Source organism: Asticcacaulis sp. AC460 (genome assembly GCF_000495795.1).
Taxonomy (GTDB): domain Bacteria; phylum Pseudomonadota; class Alphaproteobacteria; order Caulobacterales; family Caulobacteraceae; genus Asticcacaulis.
The window spans coordinates 53,125-75,043 of sequence record NZ_AWGD01000030.1 but is presented as its reverse complement, the minus strand read 5'-3'; the positions used below and the strand labels follow the sequence as shown (position 1 = coordinate 75,043).

The window sequence follows — 21,919 nt, the reverse complement described above, 5'->3', positions numbered from 1 at the left end:
TTCAGTCGAGGTATATACCCGCACAAGACAGCGCGATAAACGCGCCACTCCTTAGTCTGACCGGTACCACCGGTAAGCCATGTCATCACGGTCGGTAAGCTCTGTCAATATGACGCGACGATGGCCCCTCTCTGGACTTTGCGAAAAGCTTCCGACCGCGCCTCATCATTCACCGACATAACGAAGGCTTACCAGCGAATAGCTGCCGTCGTTATAAAGGTCTTCCGACACTTCGCCCTGCTCAAAGACAACCCAGATCTTTTCCGTGACCTTGTGGCTGAACGACACGGAGTATCTCTGGAACGACACGTCTTCCAATGCCGGATCGCGGTAGTTGCGATCATTCTGTGACAGGGTGAATTCGGCGGTCCATTTCGGCGTCTGATAGTCCAGCTTCAGCGCGTAGATTCCGACCCGGGCCTCAGCTTCCTGGTCCTTGGCGTACTCGATCGTCTGCCCGGGCAGCATCCGGTAGAACAGTGTGAAATTGCCCTTGTCGTTCAGCTTGCGCTGATACCCCATCCAGGCGGACGCCCCCTGGCTTTTGAAGTTGGAGTAGCTGGTGTCGGGCGACGCATAGGCCTCACCGATACCGACATACCAGTCCTGGCGGGCCTTATCTTTCTTGAATATGGAGACGCATTTCTCCTTCTCATCATCCTGCGCCTCGAAAACAGGCGGCGGCGCGAGGTTTGCGGTCGCTGTCAGAAAAATGGCCTGAAGATCGGGAGACGGCACCGTCGTAATCGCTCGCGCCAGGTCTTGCGAAAGAATGACGTCTCGCTCGCCATCCGGATATTTGGCCAGAACGTCATTCAGCGCGTGGATGACGCGCCCGGTCTCTGACCTGTAGGAAGAGGCCGCCAATGCACTGCGAACGGCTTCGCGTAATTCTGGATAACGACTTGGAGGCACCACCCCGACTTCGAACTGAGGCGCCGGAATACCGTCCAGACAGGTCGTGTAAGGAATATTCAGTCGCGGATCACTATTTCCGAGCAGGCTGGTTTGCAGGCCTATGCCCACCTGAGGCCGCCCTTCCTCATCGTGATTGCTGGCTAAACTTACCTGCGTCCGCGCCAGAATACCGAAAGGCGTAACCTTATACCGTCCGTCGGGAGCACTGTCATCTTGGTAAGCGGCCCGAGTGGTTCCGCTGAAAACCCAATAGGGCTTGAAGTTCAGAGCAATAGACGCACCTGCGTCGCCATCGGGGGCGACATCGAAGTACCAGTCCGCGCCAAGGGGGGTGCCGATGACACCGTCAGATTTGAACCCGATGACCTCAAAGGCCGGCACGGCCGGCAGGCCGGTATCGATGGCATAATTACCCTTGTAGGCTTCTCCGCTTGCGGAGACCACGGTGTTGTCCTGGGCGTTCGCGGCGCATGACAAGCCCGACAGAACCGCCGAAAAAAAGATTGCAACTTGGATTTTCATGGCTGTCTACACAAATGTAAAGGTGGCGAGAAAAGCTAGGCTCTGGTGCATCTTCAGCCCGCTGCTGACGAAATCGATGCGGCCGTCGGAATGCCAGTTGATCCCGGCCGAAGGGTCTATGACCATGTAATCGAGTGTCGCGGGCATATCGAACGAGATGTGAATGCGGCTGCCTCCGAGCGGAGCCGATCTCCATCCGAACACAACGTCGAACCCCGGATAAGGGTCGGCGGCCGTATAAGGATAGGAGAACTGACGATTGGTGCCGGTACTCGTCACGGGCAAAGGTGTAGAAGGTCTCAGGGTCGAAACGCCGATATTGACGGAATTGGCCTTCTGTTCGTCGACGACCAAACTAATGGCTTGATTTGCCGCCGGCTTCTTCACCAGGATAGTGAGATTGGGTTTTATTATAACGGTTGACATGGCGCTCCCAGAATTCAACCATCTGGCGAATACGCGCCCTCCTTGTTGCTTGCAACATGCTCCTCAAGGTTGCGTTAACAAAGGTTAACGACTGCGTCATATTTGACACAATTTTTGCGTGTTTCTACCCGTGACATGCCGATAGGTTTAACAAACTGCCCTGTTGTTGCCGCCCGTGACTTCCCCTAGTTTCAGCCTCGAATCGCAAACAGGGGACATCCATGCTCACAGGCGACATCCGCTCAAAGGTCGATCAGGTCTGGAACGCCTTCTGGGCCGGCGGCATCGCCAATCCGCTCGAAGTCATCGAACAGATCACCTACCTGCTCTTCATGCGCGGCCTGGACGAATCCCAGACCCGCGAAGAAGCCAGGGCCACCATGCTGGGCCGTCCGCTCGAACGCGTCATCTTCCCCGAAGGCGCCTACGCCAAGGACCGCAACGGCCGCGATGTCACCTACGCCCAACTGCGCTGGTCCAAGCTGAAAAACGAAGACCCGGCCACCATGTTCACCCTGGTCTCCGACTTCGTCTTTCCCTTCCTGCGCGACATGGCCGAAGAAGGCACCGCCCACGCCGAACATATGAAGGGGGCCCGCTTCACCATCCCGACCCCGGGCCTGCTGGCCAAGGTGGTCGACATGCTGGCCGCCATCCCCATGGACGACCGCGACACCAAGGGCGACCTCTACGAATACATGCTGTCGAAGATCGCCTCAGCCGGTCAGAACGGTCAGTTCCGCACCCCGCGCCACATCATCCGACTGATGGTCGAACTGATGGCCCCGACGCCGAAGGACACCATCTGCGACCCGGCCTCGGGCACCTGCGGTTTCCTGGTCGCCGCCGGCGAATACCTGCGTGAACACCACAAAGCCCTGTTTCGCGACGCCGACCAAAACCGTCACTTCCACAACGCCATGTTCCACGGCTACGACTTCGACCAGACCATGCTGCGCATCGGCTCGATGAACATGCAACTGCACGGCGTCGAAGCCGGCGACATCCGCTACCGCGACTCCCTGGCCTCCGGCCACGCCGACGATGCCGACAAATACTCCCTCATCCTGGCCAATCCGCCGTTTGCCGGCTCGCTGGACTATGAGACCACCGCCGCCGACCTGCTCAGCATCGTCAAGACCAAAAAGACCGAACTGCTGTTCATGGCCCTGTTCCTGAAGCTGCTGAAACCGGGCGGCCGGGCGGCGGTCATCGTCCCCGACGGCGTCCTGTTCGGCTCATCGACGGCGCACAAGGCCATCCGCAAGATGCTGGTCGAAGACCACAAACTCGACGCCATCGTCAAACTTCCGTCGGGCGTGTTCAGACCCTATGCCGGCGTCTCGACCGCCATCGTCATCTTCACCAAGACCAATTCCGGCGGCACGGATCATGTCTGGTTCTACGATCTTCAGGCCGACGGCATGAGCTTGGACGACAAGCGCCAGATGCTGGTGCCGGAAGCGAAGTTCGGCCCGACCCCGGACACCGCCCTGGCGCCGGAAGATCATGCGAAGAACAACCTGCCCGACGTCGTCGCACGCTGGGCCGGTCGCAACGGCGCCGAACGCGACAATCCCCGCACCGCCCAAAGTTTCACCGTGCCGCGCGAAGACATCGCCGCCGCCGACTACGACCTGTCGCTCAACCGCTACAAGGAGGTGGTGCACGAAGCCGCCGACCACCGCGCACCGAAAACGATCATCGCGGAACTGCTGGCCTTGGAAGACGAGATCGCCAAGGGTCTGAAGGACTTGGAGGCGATGCTGTGAGCGGAATGTCTCGTCTCTTGGCTATCGAAGAATTTTGCCTAACAGGAAGCGGCGGTACGCCTAGCCGCAGCAACGACGAGTTTTACGGCGGAAACATTCCATGGGTTAAATCTGGCGAACTCCGAGAAAAAGTGGTCGTAGAGACCGAAGAAGCAATTACTGAAGAAGCGCTGGCGAAGAGTTCGGCAAAGCTCGTTCCCGCAGGAGCAATATTACTTGCGATGTACGGAGCTACGGTAGGCCGACTCGCACTTCTAGGCATCGACGCAGCTACCAATCAGGCCGTTTGTAATATTCGTCCCGATCATAAGGTTGCGGACACGGCGTATGTATATCGGGCATTGGAAGCGAAAGTCCCTGAGCTAATAGCGATGGCTACTGGGGGAGCACAGCCAAACATTAGCCAAGACAAAATTCGCAAACTAAAAATCCCTCTGCCTCCGCTGGACGAGCAGAAGCGGATTGCGGCGATCCTGGATAAGGCCGATCAGTTGCGCCAGAAGCGCCGCCAGGCCATCGCGCTGCTCGACAGCCTCACCCAGTCGATCTTTCTGGAGATGTTTGGCGATCCAATTGCTAACCCCTATGGCTGGCCTGCTAAGCCTTTAGATGAGTGTATCCTAATTGATGCTCCTTTAGTTGATCCCCGCCTAACTGAATATTGTAACTTACTCCATTATGGTCCCGACCGCATTGAGAAGGAGAGTGGCAGATTATTGCCTGCAAAGACTGCACTGGAAGACAATTTGATAAGCAAGAAATTTTTATGTAGTGAAAAGCATATACTTTATTCTAAAATTCGACCTTACCTAAATAAAGTTGCCCTCAGTCCTGGGCAGTGCCTATGTAGCGCAGATATGTACCCCGTCGAGCCAAAGCAACACGTTATGGACAATATCTATCTTTGGTTTATGCTTCGAACATCGGCGTTCCTCGGCTATGCGGAGAGTTGTTCCGGGCGAGCCAACATTCCTAAGATAAATCGAGAGCAATTGTTGGGATTTGAGATTTTGGTGCCTTCGCTCGCAGATCAAAAATCGTTCGGTTTGTTGATTGGCAAAGTCCAGAGGGAAACGTCTAGACAAGAGCTGTCATTGAGCTCGGTCGAAAACCTCTTCTCCTCTCTCCAACACCGCGCCTTTTCGGGTCAACTCTGAGGCCATATGTCCAACTTCGCCTTTCTGGCCGCTGAATTCCCTGAGGTGTTCGACAGCGCGAAGCGGGCGGAGTCCAATGTCGGCGGCGATCCCAGGGCGGCCGCCTTCTATGCCCGGCGCACCGTCGAACTGGCCGTGCAATGGGCCTACAAACACGATTCCGGCCTGCACTTTCCCTATGACGACAAGATCTCGGCCCTGATCCACGAGCCCAGCTTTCAGGCCCGCGCCGGCCAGGCCGTCTTCACCAAGGCCAAGGTCATCGTCCGTATCGGCAACCGCGCCGTTCACGAAGCCAAGGCCATCCCGGCCCAGGAAGCGTTGGACGCCGTGCGCGAGCTGTTCCATCTCTGTTTCTGGCTTGCCCGGACCTATGGCCGCCAACCGCCCGCCGACGGCCTGAGCTTCGATCCCGCCCATCTTGCCCGCCGCGACGACCTGATGAAACAGGCGGCCGACCACATCAACCGCCTGCGCGCCGAAGCCGAGGCCCGCGACCAGGCCTTTGCCGACCTGCTGCGCGACAAGGCGGCGCTGGATGCCGAACTGGCAGACGCCCGCGCCGAACGCGACCGTATCCGGCGCGACAACGAAGCCCGCCCCGACCATCACGACTACTCCGAAGCCGCGACCCGCGACCTCTATATCGACCTGCTGCTGAAGGAAGCCGGCTGGAAGCTGGACCAGGCCCGCGACCGCGAATACCCCGTCGCCGGAATGCCGAACACGGAAGGCAAGGGCTTTGTCGACTACGTCCTGTGGGGCGACGACGGCAAGCCCCTGGCCGTTGTCGAGGCGAAACGCACCAAGCGCGACCCGCGCGCCGGCCAGCAACAGGCGAAACTCTATGCCGACTGTCTGGAACAACAGTTCGGCCAGCGCCCGGTCATCTTCTACACCAATGGCTATGACCACTGGCTGTGGGACGATACCGCCTATCCGCCGCGCGAAGTGTCGGGCTTCTACAAGAAGGACGAACTGCAACTGCTGATCCAGCGCCGGACCAGCCGCCGCTCGATCGCCAGTATTGCCGTCAACAAATCCATCGCCGGCCGCTACTACCAGACCCGCGCCATCGCCAAGGTCGCCGAAAGCTTCGAAAGCCACAAGCAACGCAAAGCCCTGCTGGTCATGGCCACCGGTTCGGGCAAGACCCGCACCGTCATCGCCCTGGTCGACCAGTTGATGCGCGCCGGCTGGGTCAAGAGAGTCCTGTTCCTCGCCGACCGCGTCGCCCTGGTCAACCAGGCGGTCAAGGCCTTCAAGGCCCACCTGCCCGACACCTCGCCGGTCAACCTGGTCACCGAAAAAACAGGCGAGGGGCGCGTCTACCTCTCGACCTACCCGACCATGATGAACCTGATCGATGAGCGCAAGAACGGCGCCGCCCGCTTCGGCCCCGGCCATTTCGACCTGGTCGTCATCGACGAAGCCCACCGCTCGGTCTACCAACGCTACGGCGCCATCTTCGACTATTTCGACAGCCTGCTGGTCGGCCTGACCGCCACCCCCAAGGACGAGATCGACCACAATACCTACGGCCTGTTCGACCTCGAAGACGGCGTCCCCACCGACGCCTATTCGCTCGATAAGGCGGTCGAGGACGAATACCTCGTCCCGCCCGTCACCGTCTCCGTCCCCCTGCGCTTCGTCCGCGAAGGCATCCGCTACGACGACCTGTCCGAGACCGAAAAAGAACAGTGGGACATGCTGGAATGGGACGAGGACGACGGCGACCCGCCCGACAGCGTCACGGCCGAGGCCGTCAACAAATGGCTGTTCAACGCCGACACCGTCGACAAGGTCCTGGCCCACGTCCTGACCGAAGGCCTGAAGGTCGCCGGCGGTGACCGCCTGGGCAAGACCATCATCTTCGCCAAGAACCAGGCCCACGCCGAATTCATCGAACAACGCTTCAACGCCGCCTACCCGCACCTGGCCGGCCATTTCGCCCGCGTCATCACCTTCAAGACCGAATACGCCCAGAGCCTGATCGATGACTTTTCCAAAAAGGACGGCGCGCCGCACATCGCCATCTCGGTCGACATGCTCGATACCGGCATCGATGTCCCCGAAGTCGTCAACCTGGTCCTGTTCAAGCTGATCCGCTCCAAGACCAAGTTCTGGCAGATCATCGGCCGCGGTACCCGCCTGTGCCCCGACCTGTTCGGCCCTGGCGAGGACAAGGAGGTCTTCCGCGTTTTCGACTACTGCCAGAACCTCGAATTTTTCCAGCAGAACCCGAAGCCCGACGATGGCCGCAACGCCCTGAGCCTCAGCGAACGCCTGTTTGCCGCCCGCTTCGACCTGATCCGCGAACTGGACAAAAAGGAACAGGTCGAAGGCTTCAGCGAGACCTCGCCGCCCTTCACCGGCGCGCCCGGTTCCGCCCCGGACGAACCCGCTATCCGCGCCGATGCGCTGGACAGCCTGAAAACCTATGTTGCGGCCATGAACCTCGACAACTTCATCGTCCGCGCCAAACGCCGCCTGGTCGAAAAGTATCAGGCCCCCGACGCCTGGAGCCGGCTGGACGATGACACCCGCCACGAACTTCTGGACGAGGTCGCCCCCCTGCCGACCGCGATCAAAACCGAACCCGAAGAGGCCAAACGCTTCGACCTGCTGATGTTCCAGCTTGAAATTGCCCTGCTGCGCGGCGGCCGCAACTTCGACCGCCTGAAAAAGCAGGTTATCGAAATTGCCTCGGCCCTGGACGAACAGACGGCCATTCCGGCCATTGCCGCCCAGCATCCTTTGATCCTCGACCTCCTGTCCGACCCGTGGTGGGAAGGCGTCACCGTGCCGCTGCTGGAACTGGTGCGCCTGCGCCTGCGCAACCTGGTCCATCACATGGAAAAGGGCCGCAAGGCCATCGTCTACACCAACTTCGCCGACGAACTGGGCGCCGGCGTCGAACTGGATCTGCCCCAGGTCGGTGAGGTCGACTTCGCCCGCTTCAAGAAGAAGGCGCGCCATTTCCTGCGCGAACACGAAGACCATATCGCCATTGCCCGCCTGCGCCAGGGCAAGCCCCTGACCGCGACCGACGTCGCCGAACTTCAGGATATGCTGGTCAAGGCCGGCGTCGGTGATGCCGCCCATATCGAAAAGGCCACCGAAGCGGCGCATGGTTTCGCCGCCTTTATCCGCTCGCTGGTCGGGCTGGATCGCCATGCGGTGGCCGAGGCCTTCGGCGAGTTTTTGGGCGACGGCGCGGCGACGGCGGAACAGATCGAATTTGTCGAAATGGTGATCGAGCACCTGACGGAAAAGGGCGTGATGGACCCGGCCCTGCTTTACGAAAGCCCGTTCATCGACGTCGCGCCCCATGGCCCGCAGCAGGTCTTTACCCTGGACAAGACGAAACGCCTGGTCGAGGTCATCCGCGGCCTCAACGACAGCGCGGTGGGGTAGGGCCCTCTTGACGCCAATCTGATCGTCTCTTAAAGTATCCAAATGGATATTTTAGAAGACTTGGCCCATCGCCTCAAACTGGAACGCGAGACCCGAAACTGGTCCCTGGCCGAACTGGCCGACCGTTCCCGTGTATCCAAAGCCGCCATCAACAAGATCGAACGCGCCGAGGTCAGCCCGACCGCCGTGGTCCTGGTCAAACTGGCCGCGGCCTTCGGCCTGACCCTGGCCGCGCTGCTTGTCAAGGCCGAGGGCGGCGACCGGCTGTCCCGCGCCGATACCCAACCCGTCTGGCGCGACCCCGACTCCGGCTACATCCGCCGCCAGGTCTTCGTCCGGCCCGACCACCCGGTCGAGGTCGTCCGCGTCGAACTGCCCGCCGGCCAAAGCGTCACCCTGCCGGCCTCGTCCCTGGCCCACATCCGCCAAGTCGTCTGGGTCATGACCGGAAACTTGACCTTAACGGAAGGTGGCCGCCGTTACGACCTGGCCGATGGCGATTGCCTCGGCTTCGGTCCGCCGGCCGACGTCACCTTCGCCAATGCGACCGATTCGCCCTGCACCTACCTCGTCGCCCTGGCCCGCAGCTGACGCCCAAAAAAGAACCATGATCATCCCCGCAGACTTCACGAATTCCAGAGTTATCGATTTGTTGCAATATCACGCCGCCCAGGCAGCAAATAATACCGCACCGGGCAGTTCCCATGCGCTCGACCTGTCCGGCCTGACCGCCCCCGATGTCTCCGTCTGGACCCTGTGGGAAGGCGACGACCTGGCCGGGGTCGGGGCGCTCAAAACCCTGTCTCCGACGCACGGCGAGATCAAAGCGATGCACGTCGTAAAATCCCGCCGCGGGGCGGGATTGGGCGGAAAAATCCTTGAGCACATAATATCCGAAGCCCGAACACGCCGCCTTTCCCGCCTCAGCCTGGAAACCGGCGCCTGGCCCTTCTTCGAGCCGGCCTGGGCCCTGTACCGCCGTCACGGTTTCGTCGAATGCGAACCGTTCGGCGATTATCTGCTTGATCCCAATAGCCTTTTCTTCACACGTGAGGTAACAGCAGATCCCGCCACAGCCGGTAGCCTTCCTGGCTGAGATGCACCCCGTCCGGGAACAGGTTGCGCGGCCCGCGCCTGTCGCCATCGACAAAATGCGGATATAAGTCAAGGAATTGCGTATCCGCCATCCCTGCCACCGCCTCGGCCAGCCGCTTATTGATGGGCTCGACCACCATCCGGTTCAAACCCGCATCTCCCGTCGGTAACACCGACTGCACAAGGATTTGCGCTTCCGGCCGCAGGTCCCGCAGCCGCGCGATCACCGCCAGTTGCCCGGCGACGATATCTCCCGACTCGTCCCACAGATGGTTGGTGCCGATCATCACCGGGATCACCTCCGGCTGGATATAGGGGTCATTGAGCTGGGTCCGCAGCCGCCACAGCACGTCCTCGGTCCGGTCGCCCGCCACGCCCAGATTGAGGCTGTGATCGGCAAAAGTCTCTGACCAATAAGGGGTTTCCTGCCACCACTCGGTGATGGAATCCCCGACAAAGACGATCCGGATGTTCCGCGTCATGATGCCGGCAGGTTGATCTCAAAGAACAGCGCGTCGGTATCCGCCCGGAACTCCAAGGTCCCGCCGGCTTCCTGAACGGTGGCGTACAGCCAGTGCGGCTGGATCCACTGACCGGCCAGGCCATCACTCAGCGGCAGGCCTTTCAGGCCCTCGGTCGCCTCGACTTTCAAACGGGCGCGCGGGCCGCGCGATTCCGCGGTCAGCTTGATGCCGTCCTCGCCGATCGTGGCTTCCAGCCGCGCATTGCCGCCGACCGGCAGCGAATTCCCGGCGATCAAACCGAGATTGAGCAAGGCCCGCGCCGCCGACTTGGGGAAAATGATCTGACCGTCAATGGCGAAGTCCAGTTCCGCCCGCATGGTCGAATAGACATCGCTCAGGATCTTGTTCAGTTGCGCGCCGGAAAACGCCTCGGCGGAATTTGACGCGCCGAAAGCGACGCGGGCGAAATGGACCAGGGTCACCATCTTCTTGGCGGACGCAGCGATCAGGTTCAGCGCCTCCTGGCGCATATCCTGGGCGGACGGATCGTCCAGCAAATCCAGGCCGGACATGATGGCGCCGGCTGGGGAAATAAAGTCGTGGCACAGCTTGGCCACCATCTGGGTCGCCAGGTCGTGCGAGGTGAAATCCGCGGCGGCGGGAATGTCCGCCGCTTCCACCGGCGGCGCGCTGTCGGCCACGGCCGTGGCGACGTCAGGAGCCGGCGTTTCGACAGGCCCAGAATCGGAAGGCTGCTGGCTCAGATGGGGGGTATAATCGTCCATAAAGCTCTTCCTTGCGCTGCGCGGCGCCAGTATGCGTTAGAATTACTCACAGCAAATGTGAGGTGATTTGGCTTAACTGCAAAGCCAACAGGCGCTAACATGTCTAAATAAGTCCTTAACGACTGGTTAATGAGCGCCAAGGAACGCATCTGGGCCTATTAACATTTTGTTCAGCGCGTATCCTCTTTGAACACTCCGGAGACTCCCATGGCAGCCGACAACCCCCAGACCAACCCCACCGCCGCACGCTTTTCCCGCGCCGGACGCGGCAAGATTTTCGATTCCATCCTCGACACCATGGGCGACACGCCGCTCATCCGCCTGCCGCGACTGTCGGCGGAATATGGCGCCAAGGCCACCGTCCTGGCCAAGCTCGAATTCTTCAACCCGATGGCCTCGGTCAAGGACCGCATTGGCATCTCGATGATCGAATCCCTGGAACAAAAGGGTTTGCTGCAACCCGGTGGTACCATCGTCGAGCCGACCTCGGGCAATACCGGCATTGCGCTGGCCTTCGTGGCCGCCGCCAAGGGCTACAAGCTGATCCTGGTCATGCCGGAATCGATGTCGATCGAACGCCGCAAGATGCTGGTCCTGCTGGGTGCCAAGCTGGAACTGACCCCGGCCGAAAAGGGCATGCGCGGCGCTGTCAACCGCGCGCAGGAACTGCTGGCGGAAAATCCCGGCGCCGTCATGCCGCAACAGTTCCAGAACGAGGCCAACCCCTTCATCCATGAGATCTCGACCGCCCAGGAGATCTGGAACGACACCGACGGCGCCGTCGACGTCATCATTTCCGGTGTCGGCACCGGCGGCTCGATCACCGGCATCGGCCATGCCCTGAAAAAGAAGAAGGCCTCGGTGCAACTGATCGCCGTTGAACCCGAAGCCTCGCCGATCCTGTCGGGCGGTGAGCCTGGCCCGCACAAGATCCAGGGCATCGGCGCCGGTTTCGTGCCGGACATCCTGGACCGCGGCGTCATCGACGGCGTCGAAACCGTGTCCAACGACGCCGCCTTCGCCATGGCGCGGAAATCCGCCCAGACAGAAGGCCTGCCCGTCGGCATCTCGTCGGGCGCCGCCCTGGAAGTCGCCTTCCGACTGGCCGCCAAGGACGAATATGCCGGCAAGACGATCGTGGCCATCATCCCGTCGTTCGCCGAACGGTACCTGTCGACCGCCCTGTTCGACGGGTTATAACTCTCTGAAAGGGCGCAGGAAAATCCCTGCGCCCCCTCTACACAAAAGATTAACGCATGTCGGGCAATCATGGCCGCATGTCGAGTGCTGCCCTGCCGTCCCGTCCTGACAACGACCCTCACCGTGAGGGCGGCGGCCCGGCCGTAGCCAACGATATCGGCCCGGATATCCGCGAAGAAGCGCCGAAATTTCAGGCCCGTCATGTCCTGATGCGGCGCCTGGCCGACGTCGTCTGCCTGCCGGAATCGCGTATCAACGCCTTCGAACGCGCCGTCACCGCCGATCTTCTGGTCGAGATGCTGCGCGAGGCCGAGGTCGAGGACCGCGCCCGCGTGTCGCGCCGCCTCTCCATCCTGGCCGAAGTGCCCAATTCGCTGGTCCGCCTGTTGATCGTTGACGATATCGAAGTCGCCAGGCCGCTGATCGAAACCTGCGACGCCCTCAATGACGGCGACCTGTTCTACGCCGCCCGCCATGGCAAGACCGCCCACCGTCTGCTGCTGGCGTCACGCAAGAACCTGTCCAGCATCGTCTCCGAGACCCTCATCAATACCGAGAGTCTGGCGGTGATCGAAGTGCTGCTGCGCAACGCCAAGTGCACCCTGTCCCAGACGGCGATCGAAACCGTCGTGGCCATGAGCCAGAACGAACCGTCCCTGATCCCGCTGATCATGAAGCGGCCCGAATTACGCCCGTCCTCGGCCTATATCCTGTTCTGGTGGGCGGAATCCGATATCCGCCGTCAGATCCTCAGCCGCTTCGGCGTCAACCGCGAGGTCATGCAGGACATGGCGGCCGACGTCTTCGCCATGGCGGCCGAGGAGAGGTGGCAGGACGCCATGTCACGCAAGGCGCTGCAGTTCATCGAACGGCGCCAGCGCAACCGCGAGGCACTGAAGAAAAGCCCTTACAAGTCGTTGGAGGCGGCGATTGCCGATGCCGCCACCCAGGGCATGACGCGCAAGATGGCCGAGGAAATCTCTTACCTGTCGGGCATCAAGCCGTCGACCGGCGCCAAGCTGCTGCGCGACCGCGGCGGCGAAGGCCTGGCGGTGCTGTGCAAGGCCACCGGTTTGAGCAAGCGCGCCCTGCGCGCCCTGTGGAAGGCCCTGCGCCGGCCGATGAAGGGGCCCGACGGCACGACCCACCCCCATCTGGCGGAAGTGCTGATCACCTATGACGTGCTGGCGGTCGACCGCGCCCAAACCGTCCTGCGTTACTGGAACTGGTCGCTGTCCTCGGCCCTGACCCACGTCATGCTGCGCGCCCTGTCCAGCGGTGAGGAAGTCGATCTGGAAGGCCTCAGTGTTCCGCAACGCGCGGCCATGCTGGCCTTTGCCCAAGACTTGAAGAGCTGACGCCAAAAACTTCATGCGGTAATACGCATGGGCTTATAAAGCTTAGGCGATCGACTGCTCTTTTTACGGCTTGCCCTTTTGTTTGCCATTATTCCCGCGCAGGATTTACTTTCGTGATTCGCGCATTTAGGGCGAGACAAGTAACTTTATTCCGGCAATCAGGTGTAGAACATTTTTTTTAACGTTTCGGCTTGAATATTTCGGATCACTGGCTTAGGTAAAGCGCATAATTTTGACAGGATTAGTGTAATGGAAAACAAAACCGATACCTTGGACATGACGGCGGACATCGTTTCCGCGTTTGTCGGCAACAATTCAGTGCCGGCCAGTGAACTGCCCTCGCTGATTCAAAGCGTGTATCAGGCGCTGAACTCCATTTCGTCGGGTGAAGAAACCAAGGTCGAAGCGCCGAAGGAACCGGCCGTTTCGGTCAAGAAGTCTATCTCCAGCGATTTCATTGTCTGCCTGGAAGACGGCCGCAAGTTCAAGTCGCTGAAGCGTCACCTGCGCACCAAGTACGGCATGAGCCCGGAAGACTACCGCGCCAAGTGGAACCTGCCCAAGGACTACCCGATGGTCGCCCCGAACTACGCCAAGGCCCGTTCGGACCTGGCCAAGCAAATGGGCCTGGGCCAGGGCGGCCGCCAGGTCACCCGCAAGACCCGCGGCAGCAAGTAAGCTTTCCGGCGAAATATGGTAGCTCGCAACCGCACGCTGCCGGCATAAAGCGCGGCAAGTCATCCACAGTTCGTTGCGAAACCCCGCGCTTTGAAAGTGCGGGGTTTTTGCGTTGCTCCACAGCCAATCGCGGCCGGAATAAGGCGCCGTTAACCCTTTTTCGCTTGCCAAGGATTCACCAGTTAAGAGAAGGTGAATTCGGGTGATTCGCGCAGGCGCGAGCCTTTTTTAAAGTCAAACTACAAGTGTTCACACGTTGTTCTCATTTGAGGCAATGTTCATATTGAGTTTTTAGCAGTCAGGGGCGCATGTTCTTTTCGTGATGGCGGGTTTGGCTTCCGAAATGTTGGCGGGTCTGCGCTCGCACGAAGATATCTTTCGCTACTGGAAGAGTTTGCGGCAACGCGGCCGTCTGCCGGCCCGGGCCGATCTCGATCCGGCCGCCATCAAACGCCGCCTGCCGACCATCAGCCTGATCGACGTCCTCGAACCCCACCCCGACAACCTGGCCACCTGTTTCCGCCAGCGCCTGGCCGGCACGGACCTGTTTACGGCCTATGGCGGCGAGATCACCGGCAAGACTCTGGATGGCATCTACACGGCCCCGGAGGCCGAATACTGGGCCGAAGCCCTGACCTTTGTCGTTGAACAGAAAAAGCCCAATGTCGGCCTGCATTCCATGGCGTGGCGCGGCGCCCAGGGTTTGAGCCTGTTCTGGCTGCGCCTCCCGCTCGCCAGCGACGGTGTCAATGTCGACATGATCTTGGGCCACGACGCCCTGATCGGCAAGATCGACATGATGCACTCGGGCATCCGCGCCGCGTCGTAGGTGGCTATGGCTGCCCGCAGCAGGGTGGAGTAATATGGCGCCATGGACACGCCGCACACGCCGGTTCACGGCACGATCTCACCACAATGCCTCCACGACCTGCGCACCTTGCTGGGCGACCGGTTGTCACTCTCGCAAGCCGTCCGCGCGCAATACGCTACCGGTGAAGCCTTTCCCGAAGCCTATCCGCCCGATGCGGTCGCCTTTCCGCTGACCACCGAAGAGGTGTCGCAGATCGCCGCCCTCTGCACCCGCTATCGCGTGCCGATGATCGCCTCGGGCGCCGGCACCTCGCTGGAAGGCCATATCACCGCACCTTTGGGCGGGCTGGCCATCAACCTGGCGCGCATGGACGCCATCCTCGACGTCAGCGCCGACAATATGGACGTCCTGGTCGAAGCCGGAGTGACGCGCGAACAGCTCAATCACGACCTGCGCCACCAGGGGCTGTTTTTCCCGATCGATCCGGGCGCCAATGCCTCGATCGGCGGCATGGCCTCGACCCGGGCCTCAGGGACGAACGCTGTCCGCTACGGCACCATGGCGCACAATGTCCTGGGCCTGACCGTGGTCCAACCCGACGGCACAGTGATCAGAACCGGCGGCAGGGCGCGCAAGTCGGCGGCAGGCTATGACCTGACCCATCTCTATATCGGCTCCGAAGGCACGCTGGGGATTATCACCGAAATCCGCCTGAAACTTCACGGCCTGCCGGCGGCGATCGGCGCGGCGACCTGCGCCTTCGACACCATCGGCGGCGCCATCACTGCCGTCCAGCAGATCATGCTGTCGGGCATCCCCGTGGCGCGGGTCGAGTTCCTCGACCAAGCCCAGGTCCGCGCCTGCAATGCCTGGTCGCAGCTGGGCCTGCCGGACAAACCGCACCTGTTCATCGAATTCCACGGCAGCGACGCCTCCGTGGCCGAACAGGCGGAAATGGCCGCCGAGATCGCGGCTGACAATGGCGGTGAGGGTTTCCAGTGGGCGACGGCGGCCGAGGACCGCAGCCGGCTGTGGAAGGCGCGTCATAACGCCTATTTCGCCAGCAAATCCCTGCGTCCAGGGGCGGTGGTGTGGTCGTCGGATGTCTGCGTGCCGCTGTCGCACCTGCACGAAGCGGTGACCGCGGTCCACGCCGATATCGCCCGCGAAGGGTTATTGGCGCCGATCGTCGGCCATGTCGGCGACGGCAATTTCCACGTCCTGTTCTGCCTCGATCCCAACGCTCCGGAAGAACGCGCCCGGGCGAAAAAGGTCTACCAGGCGATGATCGAGCGCGCCCTGGCCTGCGGCGGCACCTGCACCGGCGAGCACGGCATCGGGCTGAACAAGCGCGAATACCTGGTCCAGGAACACAGCGCCGACGCCGTGGCCACCATGCGCGCCATCAAACAGACCCTGGACCCGCATAATCTGATGAACCCCCAGAAGATCTTTTTGCCTGGATAGTGGAGGCTTCAACGATCAGGGGCGCTTGAGGCAATTGCTCGTTTATGTCAGCCTGCGGACATGGGTGAGGGCACATCTGAGTCGAGTCGGAATTGGACCAAGATCGCGTTGCCGATTCTGGTCTGTTTTCTGGCTGCGCTGACCTTTTCCAACCTCATTCTGTTGTGGAAGAATTCGAACGGGCAGCACCGGGAAATGCAGATGGCTGGTCTGGCGGCGACTCTTGAGACAGCTATGGCTAGCAGCTATGCGCCCGAAAGCTGGCCTTGTGATCCGTCAATGGACTTGCGGACCTCCGACTTATGCGCCCAATGGAAAGCGGCAGATGCAGCTCGCGACAGTGCAAATTGGACTGCCATAGCCTTTATTGTCGGCACGGTTATTAATTTTGCGGCTTTGATTGCGGTAGCTCTCACCTTTCGAGAAGCAAGACGGTCTGCAAATGCTGCGATGCTGGCTGCCAACAGTGCTGGAGAGTTGTTAAAAGCCGATAGAGCTTGGGTTTTGGCTGATGGGCCTACGATTGAATATGATCCATTACGCTTCAATCCTGATGGAGATGACTATCAGGATTTACTAATTTTCGCTTTGACAGTTACTAATTTTGGTTCAACTCCCGCTTTGGGAGTGGCTGTCAATGCCACCTTATGGGTTAAGTATGAACCTACAGGCATTGCGCCAAAAAAATTTGACGGTCGCACACGTCGTCTTTCGGCTTTAGCACCAAATCAAAGTGAAGTTCTTTATTTTTGGTTTTTTGGTGAGTCTGGACGAGAGTTTATGCGAACATCTTCGGGCGAAATTGATATGGAAGTTACCTACTTTGACGTATTTGAAAGAAATCAGCCTCGAATTTTTCACTCGAACTACACTTTGTCAGTAGAGCAGACGGGTCCTAGTAGCTACTATATCGGCCGAAATAATTTTGGTCAGGCAAGAGTTACGTAAAGAAAAAGCGGTATGTTTAATTTTTATTTCAAAAAATTGAATACAAACTTAATCATTTATGTAATGCTTAGCGAGATATGTCATGCAGTCACCAACTCACCAACTCACCGACTCGTTGATGCGATCGCATAACGCGAAATTAAACGAAATATAACTCCGGATTTGCCAAATTAAGCCTAAATTTACGGCCTTTGTTAACACTGTCGGCGAGTGTAATCGTTTGCCGGATCGTGACCATGGGTTTGTTTGGATCGGATGACAGCGCCTTTCGTCGGGCCGTCGACAAGTCTTTGGCGGTGATCCGTTTCCGGCCGGATGGCACCATCCTGGACGCCAATGACAATTTCCTGAAGACCATGGGCTACACGACCAGCCAGATCGTCGGCCGGCACCACAGCCTGTTCATGCCCGAGGGTGCCGCCAACACCGAGGTTTACCGCAGCTTCTGGGCCGAACTTCGCACCGGCGAGTTCAAGGAAGGCGAGTTCGAACGCATCGCCGCCGGCGGCCGTCACATCTGGCTGCAGGCCACCTACAACCCGATTACCGATGCCCTGGGCCGGGTCACGGCCATCGTCAAGATCGCCAGCGACATCACCGCCGAAAAGCATCAATCGGTCGACGACGCCGGCCAGATCGCCGCCATCCAGCGCTCCCAGGCGGTTATCTCTTTCACCATGGACGGCACCATCCTGGACGCCAACAGCAACTTTCTTTCAACCATGGGCTACACCCGCGGCGAGGTCGTCGGTCAGAACCATCGCCTGTTCGTCCCGCCTGAAGAAGCCGGACATCCCTCCTACCGGGCTTTCTGGGCGGCGCTGCGTAGGGGCGAGTTCCAGGCGGCGGAGTACCGTCGCCTCGCCAAGGGTGGCCGCGAAGTGTGGATCCGCGCTACCTACAGCCCGATCATGGATGCCGGCGGCAAGCCGATGAAGGTGGTCAAGTTCGCCACTGACGTCACCGCGGAAAAGATACGCAACGCCGACTACGAAGGCCAGATCGAAGCCATAAACCGCACCCAGGCGGTGATCGCCTTCACCCTGGACGGCATCATCCTGGACGCCAACCCGAACTTCCTGGCGGCGACGGGCTACGGCCTCAACGAGGTCAAGGGCCAGCATCACAAGATGTTCGTCAAACGCGACTATGCCGAAAGCCCGGAATACGCCCATTTCTGGGACAAGCTGCGCTCGGGCCAGCCGGTCTCGGCCATCTACCAGCGCTTCGGCAAGAACGATAAGCCGATCTGGCTCCAGGCGACCTACAATCCGATCATCGACGCTGCCGGCCGGCCGGTCAAGATCGTCAAATACGCCACCGATATCACGGCCTCCATGTCGGCGCGCACCCGCGCTGTCGAAGCCGCTGACGAGACCCTGAACAATGTCGAGGCCGTCGCTTCGGCTGCCGAAGAGATGCACGTCCAGGTCGGGATGATCGTTGACAGCATGGGCCGCACCCGCGACGCCGTCCAGCAGATCCACGCCCGCACCCACGGCGCCGGGACCTCGACCTCGGACATGCGCCGCGCCGCTCAGGCCATGGACGGCGTGGTCCAACTGATCGCCCAGGTCGCCGGCCAGATCAACCTGCTGGCGCTGAACGCCACCATCGAATCCGCCCGCGCCGGAGAGGCCGGCAAGGGCTTTGCCGTCGTCGCCAACGAGGTCAAGCAACTGGCGTCGCAGACCAGCGCGGCGACCAAGCGGATATCGGCGGAAATCGCCGCCATGCAGACCCTGTCGGACCAGGTCGTCGCCGCCCTGTCGTCGATCACCGACGCGGTCGACGAGGTGCAGTCCTATGTCGACCACGCCGTCGAGTCGATCCAGGAGCAGAGCGTCGCTACCGAGGAGATTTCATCCAACATGCATGTCGCGACCAGCGGCGTGGCCAGCATCGGGCGCAATCTCGACGACTGGATCATCGGCATGGAGGAGCGCCGCTTCGACACCCGCATCCGCACGGCGCGGCCGGGCATGATCATCACCAGCGCCGGAGTGAAAATCCCCTGTTCCCTGCGCAATATCTCCAAGCGCGGCGCCAAGGTGATCACCAACGACCCGCGCAAGGTGCCGGACAGTTTCGACCTGGAAATCGGTGACAATGGCGGGACACATCACTGCCTGATCGTCCGCCGGGGCAGCAGCGAGATCGGCATCCGCTTCGCCGAAGCCGTAGCGCCGGAGATGACGTCCCTGGTCGCGCGCTACGGCACCTGACGGCTTCAGGCCTTTGCCGAGATCGCGCTCAGCTCTTCCAGATCCAGATCACGCTCCAGTTCATGCAGGGTGTGATCATCGATCTCGCCGGCGCGGTGCAGCCGGATCAACTCGGCGCGGCCGGCGGCCACCGCCGCCAGAATCAAGTCGAAATGGGCGTGCAGGCGCGGCGTGAAGCTCTCCTTGTCGGCAGCATATTCCACGCTGATCACGGCGCGTTTGCTGTAACGCTCCAGCAGTTGTGGGTGGACCAGCTTGCCGTCTTCGTCATAGGCCAGTTTTTGAACCACCACAGCCTGGGCCTGGGCCATGGAGGCCTCGGCCTGGCTCATGGTCATGCGGGCGCGATCGGCTTCGTGCTCCTTGAGATCGGCCCAGCGGATGACCTGGCCCAGGGTCATGCCCTGGATCACCACAGTCCCCAGGATGACCGCGAACGCCGTCACCAGCATGAAGTCACGGCCGGGGAAATTTTCCGGCACGCTGAGCGCAACCGCCAGCGTCACCACGCCGCGCATCCCGGCCCAGCTGATCACCGTGGAGCACTTGGCCCCCAGTGGCGTGCATGTTTTCCAGCCCATCCGATTCAGGCCGGCGGCGATCAGGTCGCCCCCAAACACCCAGGCGAACCGCGCCAGGGTCAGGGCCAGCAGGATCAGCAGGATCGGCACCGCCATCTGTTCGACGATCACGCCGAAGCCGCCGACCCGTTCCAGCACGCCGCGCAGCGACGAGCCGATCAGCATGAAAACCATGGCTTCCATCAGGAAGATCATCACCGTCCAGAAGGAGGTGCCGCGCATCCGGACAGCGGCGGAGAAGACGACATGCTGGTACCAGCCGCAGATCAGGCCCGCCACGACGCACGCAATAACCCCCGAAACATGCAGCATTTCGCCAGCCAGATAGGAAGCCCAGGCGGTCAGGCACGAGGCGGCGATGATCAGGTATTCGTCCTTCAGGTGTTTGGCCAGCTTCACCCAGATGCCGGCAATGACCGCGCCGACCACGGCCCCGCCGATGGCCAGGATGGCAAAGCTCTGCACGGCCTCGACCGCGCTGAAGGCACCGGTCACCCCGGCCGCCACGGCAAAGCGGAACAGCACGAGGCCGGTGGCGTCGTTGAGCAGGCTTTCGCCTTCCAGCAGGATAGCAGGGCGCTTGGGTAGGTGGACCTGCTGCAGCACGGCGCGGGCCGAGACGGCGTCGGGCGGCGCGACGATGGCGCCCAGCGCGGCGCAGGCGGCCCAGGGCAGGGCAGGGAACAGCCAGTGGGTGACGACGGCGACCACGACGGTGGTGAAGATCACCGCGCCGATGGCCAGCGATCCGACGCCCAGGATATGCTTGCGCAGTTGCGCGAACGGGATGAACCAGGCGCCGTCCATCAGCAGCGGCGGCAGGAAGATGACCAGGACCAGGGCCGGATCGAGATGGATCTGCGGCAGGCCCGGGATAAAGGCTAGCAGGGTCCCGCCGGCCAGCAGCGCCACGGCGGGCGGCAGGTTCAGTTTGCGGGCGATGAAGTGGAGCACGATGATCGCCAGCAACATGGCGATCACGAGTTCAAACAGATGCATGACGCCAATCCCCGGCTGGATGTTGGTCGCCGACCGTAATGGTAATCGGGACCCTGTCAACCTTACCGCTTAGGGTCTTTCCCTCATCGCGGCCTTGGTGCACTGTAGGGACGGAGGCGCGATGACGATCGATCGACGGACATGTCTGGCGGGCTCTGCGGCCGCATTGCTATCGGCGACCGGTTGCCGCAGCGAGCCGCACGTCGCCGTACCGGCGCCGGTGTTCTCGCCGCCCAGGCCCGACGGACCCTATGCCATCGGCCGCTCCGGTCTGGTGACCTCGGGCGCAGGCGCCGTGATCGTCTTCTACCCCGCACAAGGACAGCCGTCGGCCTCGACCCATCCCGCCCCCGTGATGTCGCCTGGTCATGCGGCGCAACTGACGCGGCGCTTCGGCGGCCCGGTGGCTCAGGCCCTGGCCGAGGCGCACGGTCACGCCATCCCGGATGCGCCCATGGCGAAAGGCGCCTGGCCGCTGCTGGTATTTGCGCCGGGCTGGTACCTGACGGGGCAGGATTATCGCGTCCCGTGCGAGGATATTGCCAGCCATGGCTATGTCGTAGCAGCGCTCAGCGACCTGCCCGACGCCGGGTCGCACCCGCCCTATGCCAAGACGGCGGAAGCGATCCTCTCGGTTCTGGCGGACAAAAGCCTCCGCAGCCATTCGCCCGTTGGCGTCTTTGGACACTCTGTCGGCGGTGCGGCGGCAGTTCTGGCGGCTTCCCGCAACCCGGCGATCCGCGCCGTGGTCAACCTTGACGGCGACTATGCCGACGATGCGCTGGCGGCCCGGCCGAAACAGCCGCTTCTGCATGTCCGCAGCATCACGCCTGGCGAGCCGGCGAACAGCATCGCCCGGAGCGAACGCGACTGGGCGGCCGTCAGCCAGGCATCTGCCGCGCCGCATCTGGTGCAGCGCGCGGACTTCCGGCACCTGAACTTTCTTGATGCCGCCCTGTTGTCGGGGCATGTTCCGCAAGACCGCCGCCGTAAGGCCTTCGGCGAGGTCGACCCTGCCAAGGGCCTGGCCATCACGGCGAATCTGGTGGTGGCGTTCTTCGACGAACACCTGAAGACGTCATAACATGTAAGGGAG

Annotated in this window: 18 protein-coding genes; 13 read left to right on the top strand and 5 right to left on the bottom strand. The window is 61.2% G+C overall.

Translation table 11 applies throughout. The features are described from left to right. Window positions 1–165 precede the first annotated feature (165 nt). Together ABAC460_RS40340 and ABAC460_RS40335 are read right to left on the bottom strand one after the other, a co-directional pair. Complete coding sequence (locus ABAC460_RS40340) at window positions 166–1,440, bottom strand: hypothetical protein (protein WP_023454463.1); 1,275 nt, start codon at window positions 1,438–1,440, stop codon at window positions 166–168. 6 nt (window positions 1,441–1,446) lie between these two features. After that, the gene (locus ABAC460_RS40335) at window positions 1,447–1,866 is read right to left on the bottom strand and encodes a hypothetical protein (protein ID WP_023454462.1); all 420 of its coding nucleotides are present in this window, start codon (window positions 1,864–1,866) and stop codon (window positions 1,447–1,449) included. 221 nt (window positions 1,867–2,087) lie between these two features. On the opposite strand from ABAC460_RS40335, the gene ABAC460_RS40330 reads away from it, so the two are divergent. The 5 genes from ABAC460_RS40330 to ABAC460_RS40310 are packed head-to-tail and all read left to right on the top strand — an operon-like array spanning window position 2,088 to window position 9,308. Next, window positions 2,088–3,638: a type I restriction-modification system subunit M gene (locus ABAC460_RS40330; RefSeq protein ID WP_023454461.1), complete on the top strand. Its 1,551-nt coding sequence runs from the start codon at window positions 2,088–2,090 to the stop codon at window positions 3,636–3,638. 17 nt (window positions 3,639–3,655) lie between these two features. After that, entirely contained in the window at window positions 3,656–4,795 is a 1,140-nt protein-coding gene (locus tag ABAC460_RS40325) for a restriction endonuclease subunit S (RefSeq protein ID WP_162150334.1), read from the top strand. Window positions 4,796–4,801: 6 nt separating this feature from the next. Continuing rightward, complete coding sequence (locus ABAC460_RS40320; RefSeq protein ID WP_023454459.1) at window positions 4,802–8,212, top strand: DEAD/DEAH box helicase family protein; 3,411 nt, start codon at window positions 4,802–4,804, stop codon at window positions 8,210–8,212. Between the two features lie 42 nt (window positions 8,213–8,254). Continuing rightward, the gene (locus ABAC460_RS40315; protein ID WP_023454458.1) at window positions 8,255–8,803 is read left to right on the top strand and encodes a helix-turn-helix domain-containing protein; all 549 of its coding nucleotides are present in this window, start codon (window positions 8,255–8,257) and stop codon (window positions 8,801–8,803) included. Between the two features lie 16 nt (window positions 8,804–8,819). Continuing rightward, window positions 8,820–9,308: a GNAT family N-acetyltransferase gene (locus ABAC460_RS40310; RefSeq protein ID WP_023454457.1), complete on the top strand. Its 489-nt coding sequence runs from the start codon at window positions 8,820–8,822 to the stop codon at window positions 9,306–9,308. Here the strand turns inward: ABAC460_RS40310 and ABAC460_RS40305 are convergent. Then, entirely contained in the window at window positions 9,256–9,789 is a 534-nt protein-coding gene (locus tag ABAC460_RS40305) for a GDSL-type esterase/lipase family protein (RefSeq protein WP_023454456.1), read from the bottom strand. The two genes, ABAC460_RS40310 and ABAC460_RS40305, sit on opposite strands and share 53 nt — an antisense overlap. Next, complete coding sequence (gene chpT, locus ABAC460_RS40300) at window positions 9,786–10,556, bottom strand: histidine phosphotransferase ChpT (RefSeq protein WP_023454455.1); 771 nt, start codon at window positions 10,554–10,556, stop codon at window positions 9,786–9,788. Before chpT ends, ABAC460_RS40305 begins: the two co-directional genes overlap by 4 nt. A gap of 207 nt (window positions 10,557–10,763) precedes the next feature. Between chpT and cysK the strand changes: the two genes are divergently transcribed. The 7 genes from cysK (at window position 10,764) to ABAC460_RS40270 (ending at window position 19,243) form a co-directional block, all read left to right on the top strand. Further along, window positions 10,764–11,756: a cysteine synthase A gene (cysK, locus tag ABAC460_RS40295; RefSeq protein WP_023454454.1), complete on the top strand. Its 993-nt coding sequence runs from the start codon at window positions 10,764–10,766 to the stop codon at window positions 11,754–11,756. Between the two features lie 56 nt (window positions 11,757–11,812). After that, window positions 11,813–13,114 carry a DUF2336 domain-containing protein gene (locus ABAC460_RS40290; protein WP_023454453.1) on the top strand — a complete coding sequence of 434 codons (1,302 nt, stop codon included), beginning with the start codon at window positions 11,813–11,815 and terminating at the stop codon, window positions 13,112–13,114. Between the two features lie 249 nt (window positions 13,115–13,363). Then, window positions 13,364–13,792: a MucR family transcriptional regulator gene (locus ABAC460_RS40285; protein WP_023454452.1), complete on the top strand. Its 429-nt coding sequence runs from the start codon at window positions 13,364–13,366 to the stop codon at window positions 13,790–13,792. A gap of 322 nt (window positions 13,793–14,114) precedes the next feature. Next, window positions 14,115–14,621, top strand: a complete 507-nt coding sequence (gene mopJ, locus ABAC460_RS40280) for a motility/cell cycle regulatory protein MopJ (protein WP_023454451.1) — start codon at window positions 14,115–14,117, stop codon at window positions 14,619–14,621. A 42-nt stretch (window positions 14,622–14,663) separates the two neighbouring features. Further along, window positions 14,664–16,070, top strand: a complete 1,407-nt coding sequence (locus ABAC460_RS40275) for an FAD-binding oxidoreductase (protein WP_023454450.1) — start codon at window positions 14,664–14,666, stop codon at window positions 16,068–16,070. A 201-nt stretch (window positions 16,071–16,271) separates the two neighbouring features. Next, a complete protein-coding gene (locus tag ABAC460_RS49865) occupies window positions 16,272–17,018 on the top strand; it encodes a hypothetical protein (protein ID WP_155914688.1) in 747 nt (248 codons plus the stop codon). A 236-nt stretch (window positions 17,019–17,254) separates the two neighbouring features. Beyond that, window positions 17,255–19,243 carry a methyl-accepting chemotaxis protein gene (locus tag ABAC460_RS40270; protein WP_023454449.1) on the top strand — a complete coding sequence of 663 codons (1,989 nt, stop codon included), beginning with the start codon at window positions 17,255–17,257 and terminating at the stop codon, window positions 19,241–19,243. A 5-nt stretch (window positions 19,244–19,248) separates the two neighbouring features. Here ABAC460_RS40270 and ABAC460_RS40265 read toward each other — a convergent pair whose 3' ends face one another. Continuing rightward, complete coding sequence (locus ABAC460_RS40265; protein ID WP_023454448.1) at window positions 19,249–20,823, bottom strand: Na+/H+ antiporter; 1,575 nt, start codon at window positions 20,821–20,823, stop codon at window positions 19,249–19,251. A 121-nt stretch (window positions 20,824–20,944) separates the two neighbouring features. Between ABAC460_RS40265 and ABAC460_RS40260 the strand changes: the two genes are divergently transcribed. Beyond that, entirely contained in the window at window positions 20,945–21,907 is a 963-nt protein-coding gene (locus tag ABAC460_RS40260; protein ID WP_023454447.1) for an alpha/beta hydrolase, read from the top strand. Window positions 21,908–21,919 lie beyond the last annotated feature (12 nt).

What these genes read in the sequence shown, in the direction of transcription:
- ABAC460_RS40290 (WP_023454453.1), top strand. Translation starts at nt 11,813, where the DNA reads ATGTCGGGCAATCATGGCCGCATGTCGAGTGCTGCCCTGCCGTCCCGT.
- ABAC460_RS40260 (WP_023454447.1), top strand. Translation starts at nt 20,945, where the DNA reads ATGACGATCGATCGACGGACATGTCTGGCGGGCTCTGCGGCCGCATTG.
- cysK (WP_023454454.1), top strand. Translation starts at nt 10,764, where the DNA reads ATGGCAGCCGACAACCCCCAGACCAACCCCACCGCCGCACGCTTTTCC.
- ABAC460_RS40270 (WP_023454449.1), top strand. Translation starts at nt 17,255, where the DNA reads ATGGGTTTGTTTGGATCGGATGACAGCGCCTTTCGTCGGGCCGTCGAC.
- ABAC460_RS40275 (WP_023454450.1), top strand. Translation starts at nt 14,664, where the DNA reads ATGGACACGCCGCACACGCCGGTTCACGGCACGATCTCACCACAATGC.
- chpT (WP_023454455.1), bottom strand. Translation starts at nt 10,556, where the DNA reads ATGGACGATTATACCCCCCATCTGAGCCAGCAGCCTTCCGATTCTGGG.
- ABAC460_RS40335 (WP_023454462.1), bottom strand. Translation starts at nt 1,866, where the DNA reads ATGTCAACCGTTATAATAAAACCCAATCTCACTATCCTGGTGAAGAAG.
- mopJ (WP_023454451.1), top strand. Translation starts at nt 14,115, where the DNA reads ATGGCGGGTTTGGCTTCCGAAATGTTGGCGGGTCTGCGCTCGCACGAA.
- ABAC460_RS40320 (WP_023454459.1), top strand. Translation starts at nt 4,802, where the DNA reads ATGTCCAACTTCGCCTTTCTGGCCGCTGAATTCCCTGAGGTGTTCGAC.
- ABAC460_RS40305 (WP_023454456.1), bottom strand. Translation starts at nt 9,789, where the DNA reads ATGACGCGGAACATCCGGATCGTCTTTGTCGGGGATTCCATCACCGAG.
- ABAC460_RS40285 (WP_023454452.1), top strand. Translation starts at nt 13,364, where the DNA reads ATGGAAAACAAAACCGATACCTTGGACATGACGGCGGACATCGTTTCC.
- ABAC460_RS49865 (WP_155914688.1), top strand. Translation starts at nt 16,272, where the DNA reads ATGGCTGGTCTGGCGGCGACTCTTGAGACAGCTATGGCTAGCAGCTAT.
- ABAC460_RS40330 (WP_023454461.1), top strand. Translation starts at nt 2,088, where the DNA reads ATGCTCACAGGCGACATCCGCTCAAAGGTCGATCAGGTCTGGAACGCC.
- ABAC460_RS40315 (WP_023454458.1), top strand. Translation starts at nt 8,255, where the DNA reads ATGGATATTTTAGAAGACTTGGCCCATCGCCTCAAACTGGAACGCGAG.
- ABAC460_RS40340 (WP_023454463.1), bottom strand. Translation starts at nt 1,440, where the DNA reads ATGAAAATCCAAGTTGCAATCTTTTTTTCGGCGGTTCTGTCGGGCTTG.
- ABAC460_RS40310 (WP_023454457.1), top strand. Translation starts at nt 8,820, where the DNA reads ATGATCATCCCCGCAGACTTCACGAATTCCAGAGTTATCGATTTGTTG.
- ABAC460_RS40265 (WP_023454448.1), bottom strand. Translation starts at nt 20,823, where the DNA reads ATGCATCTGTTTGAACTCGTGATCGCCATGTTGCTGGCGATCATCGTG.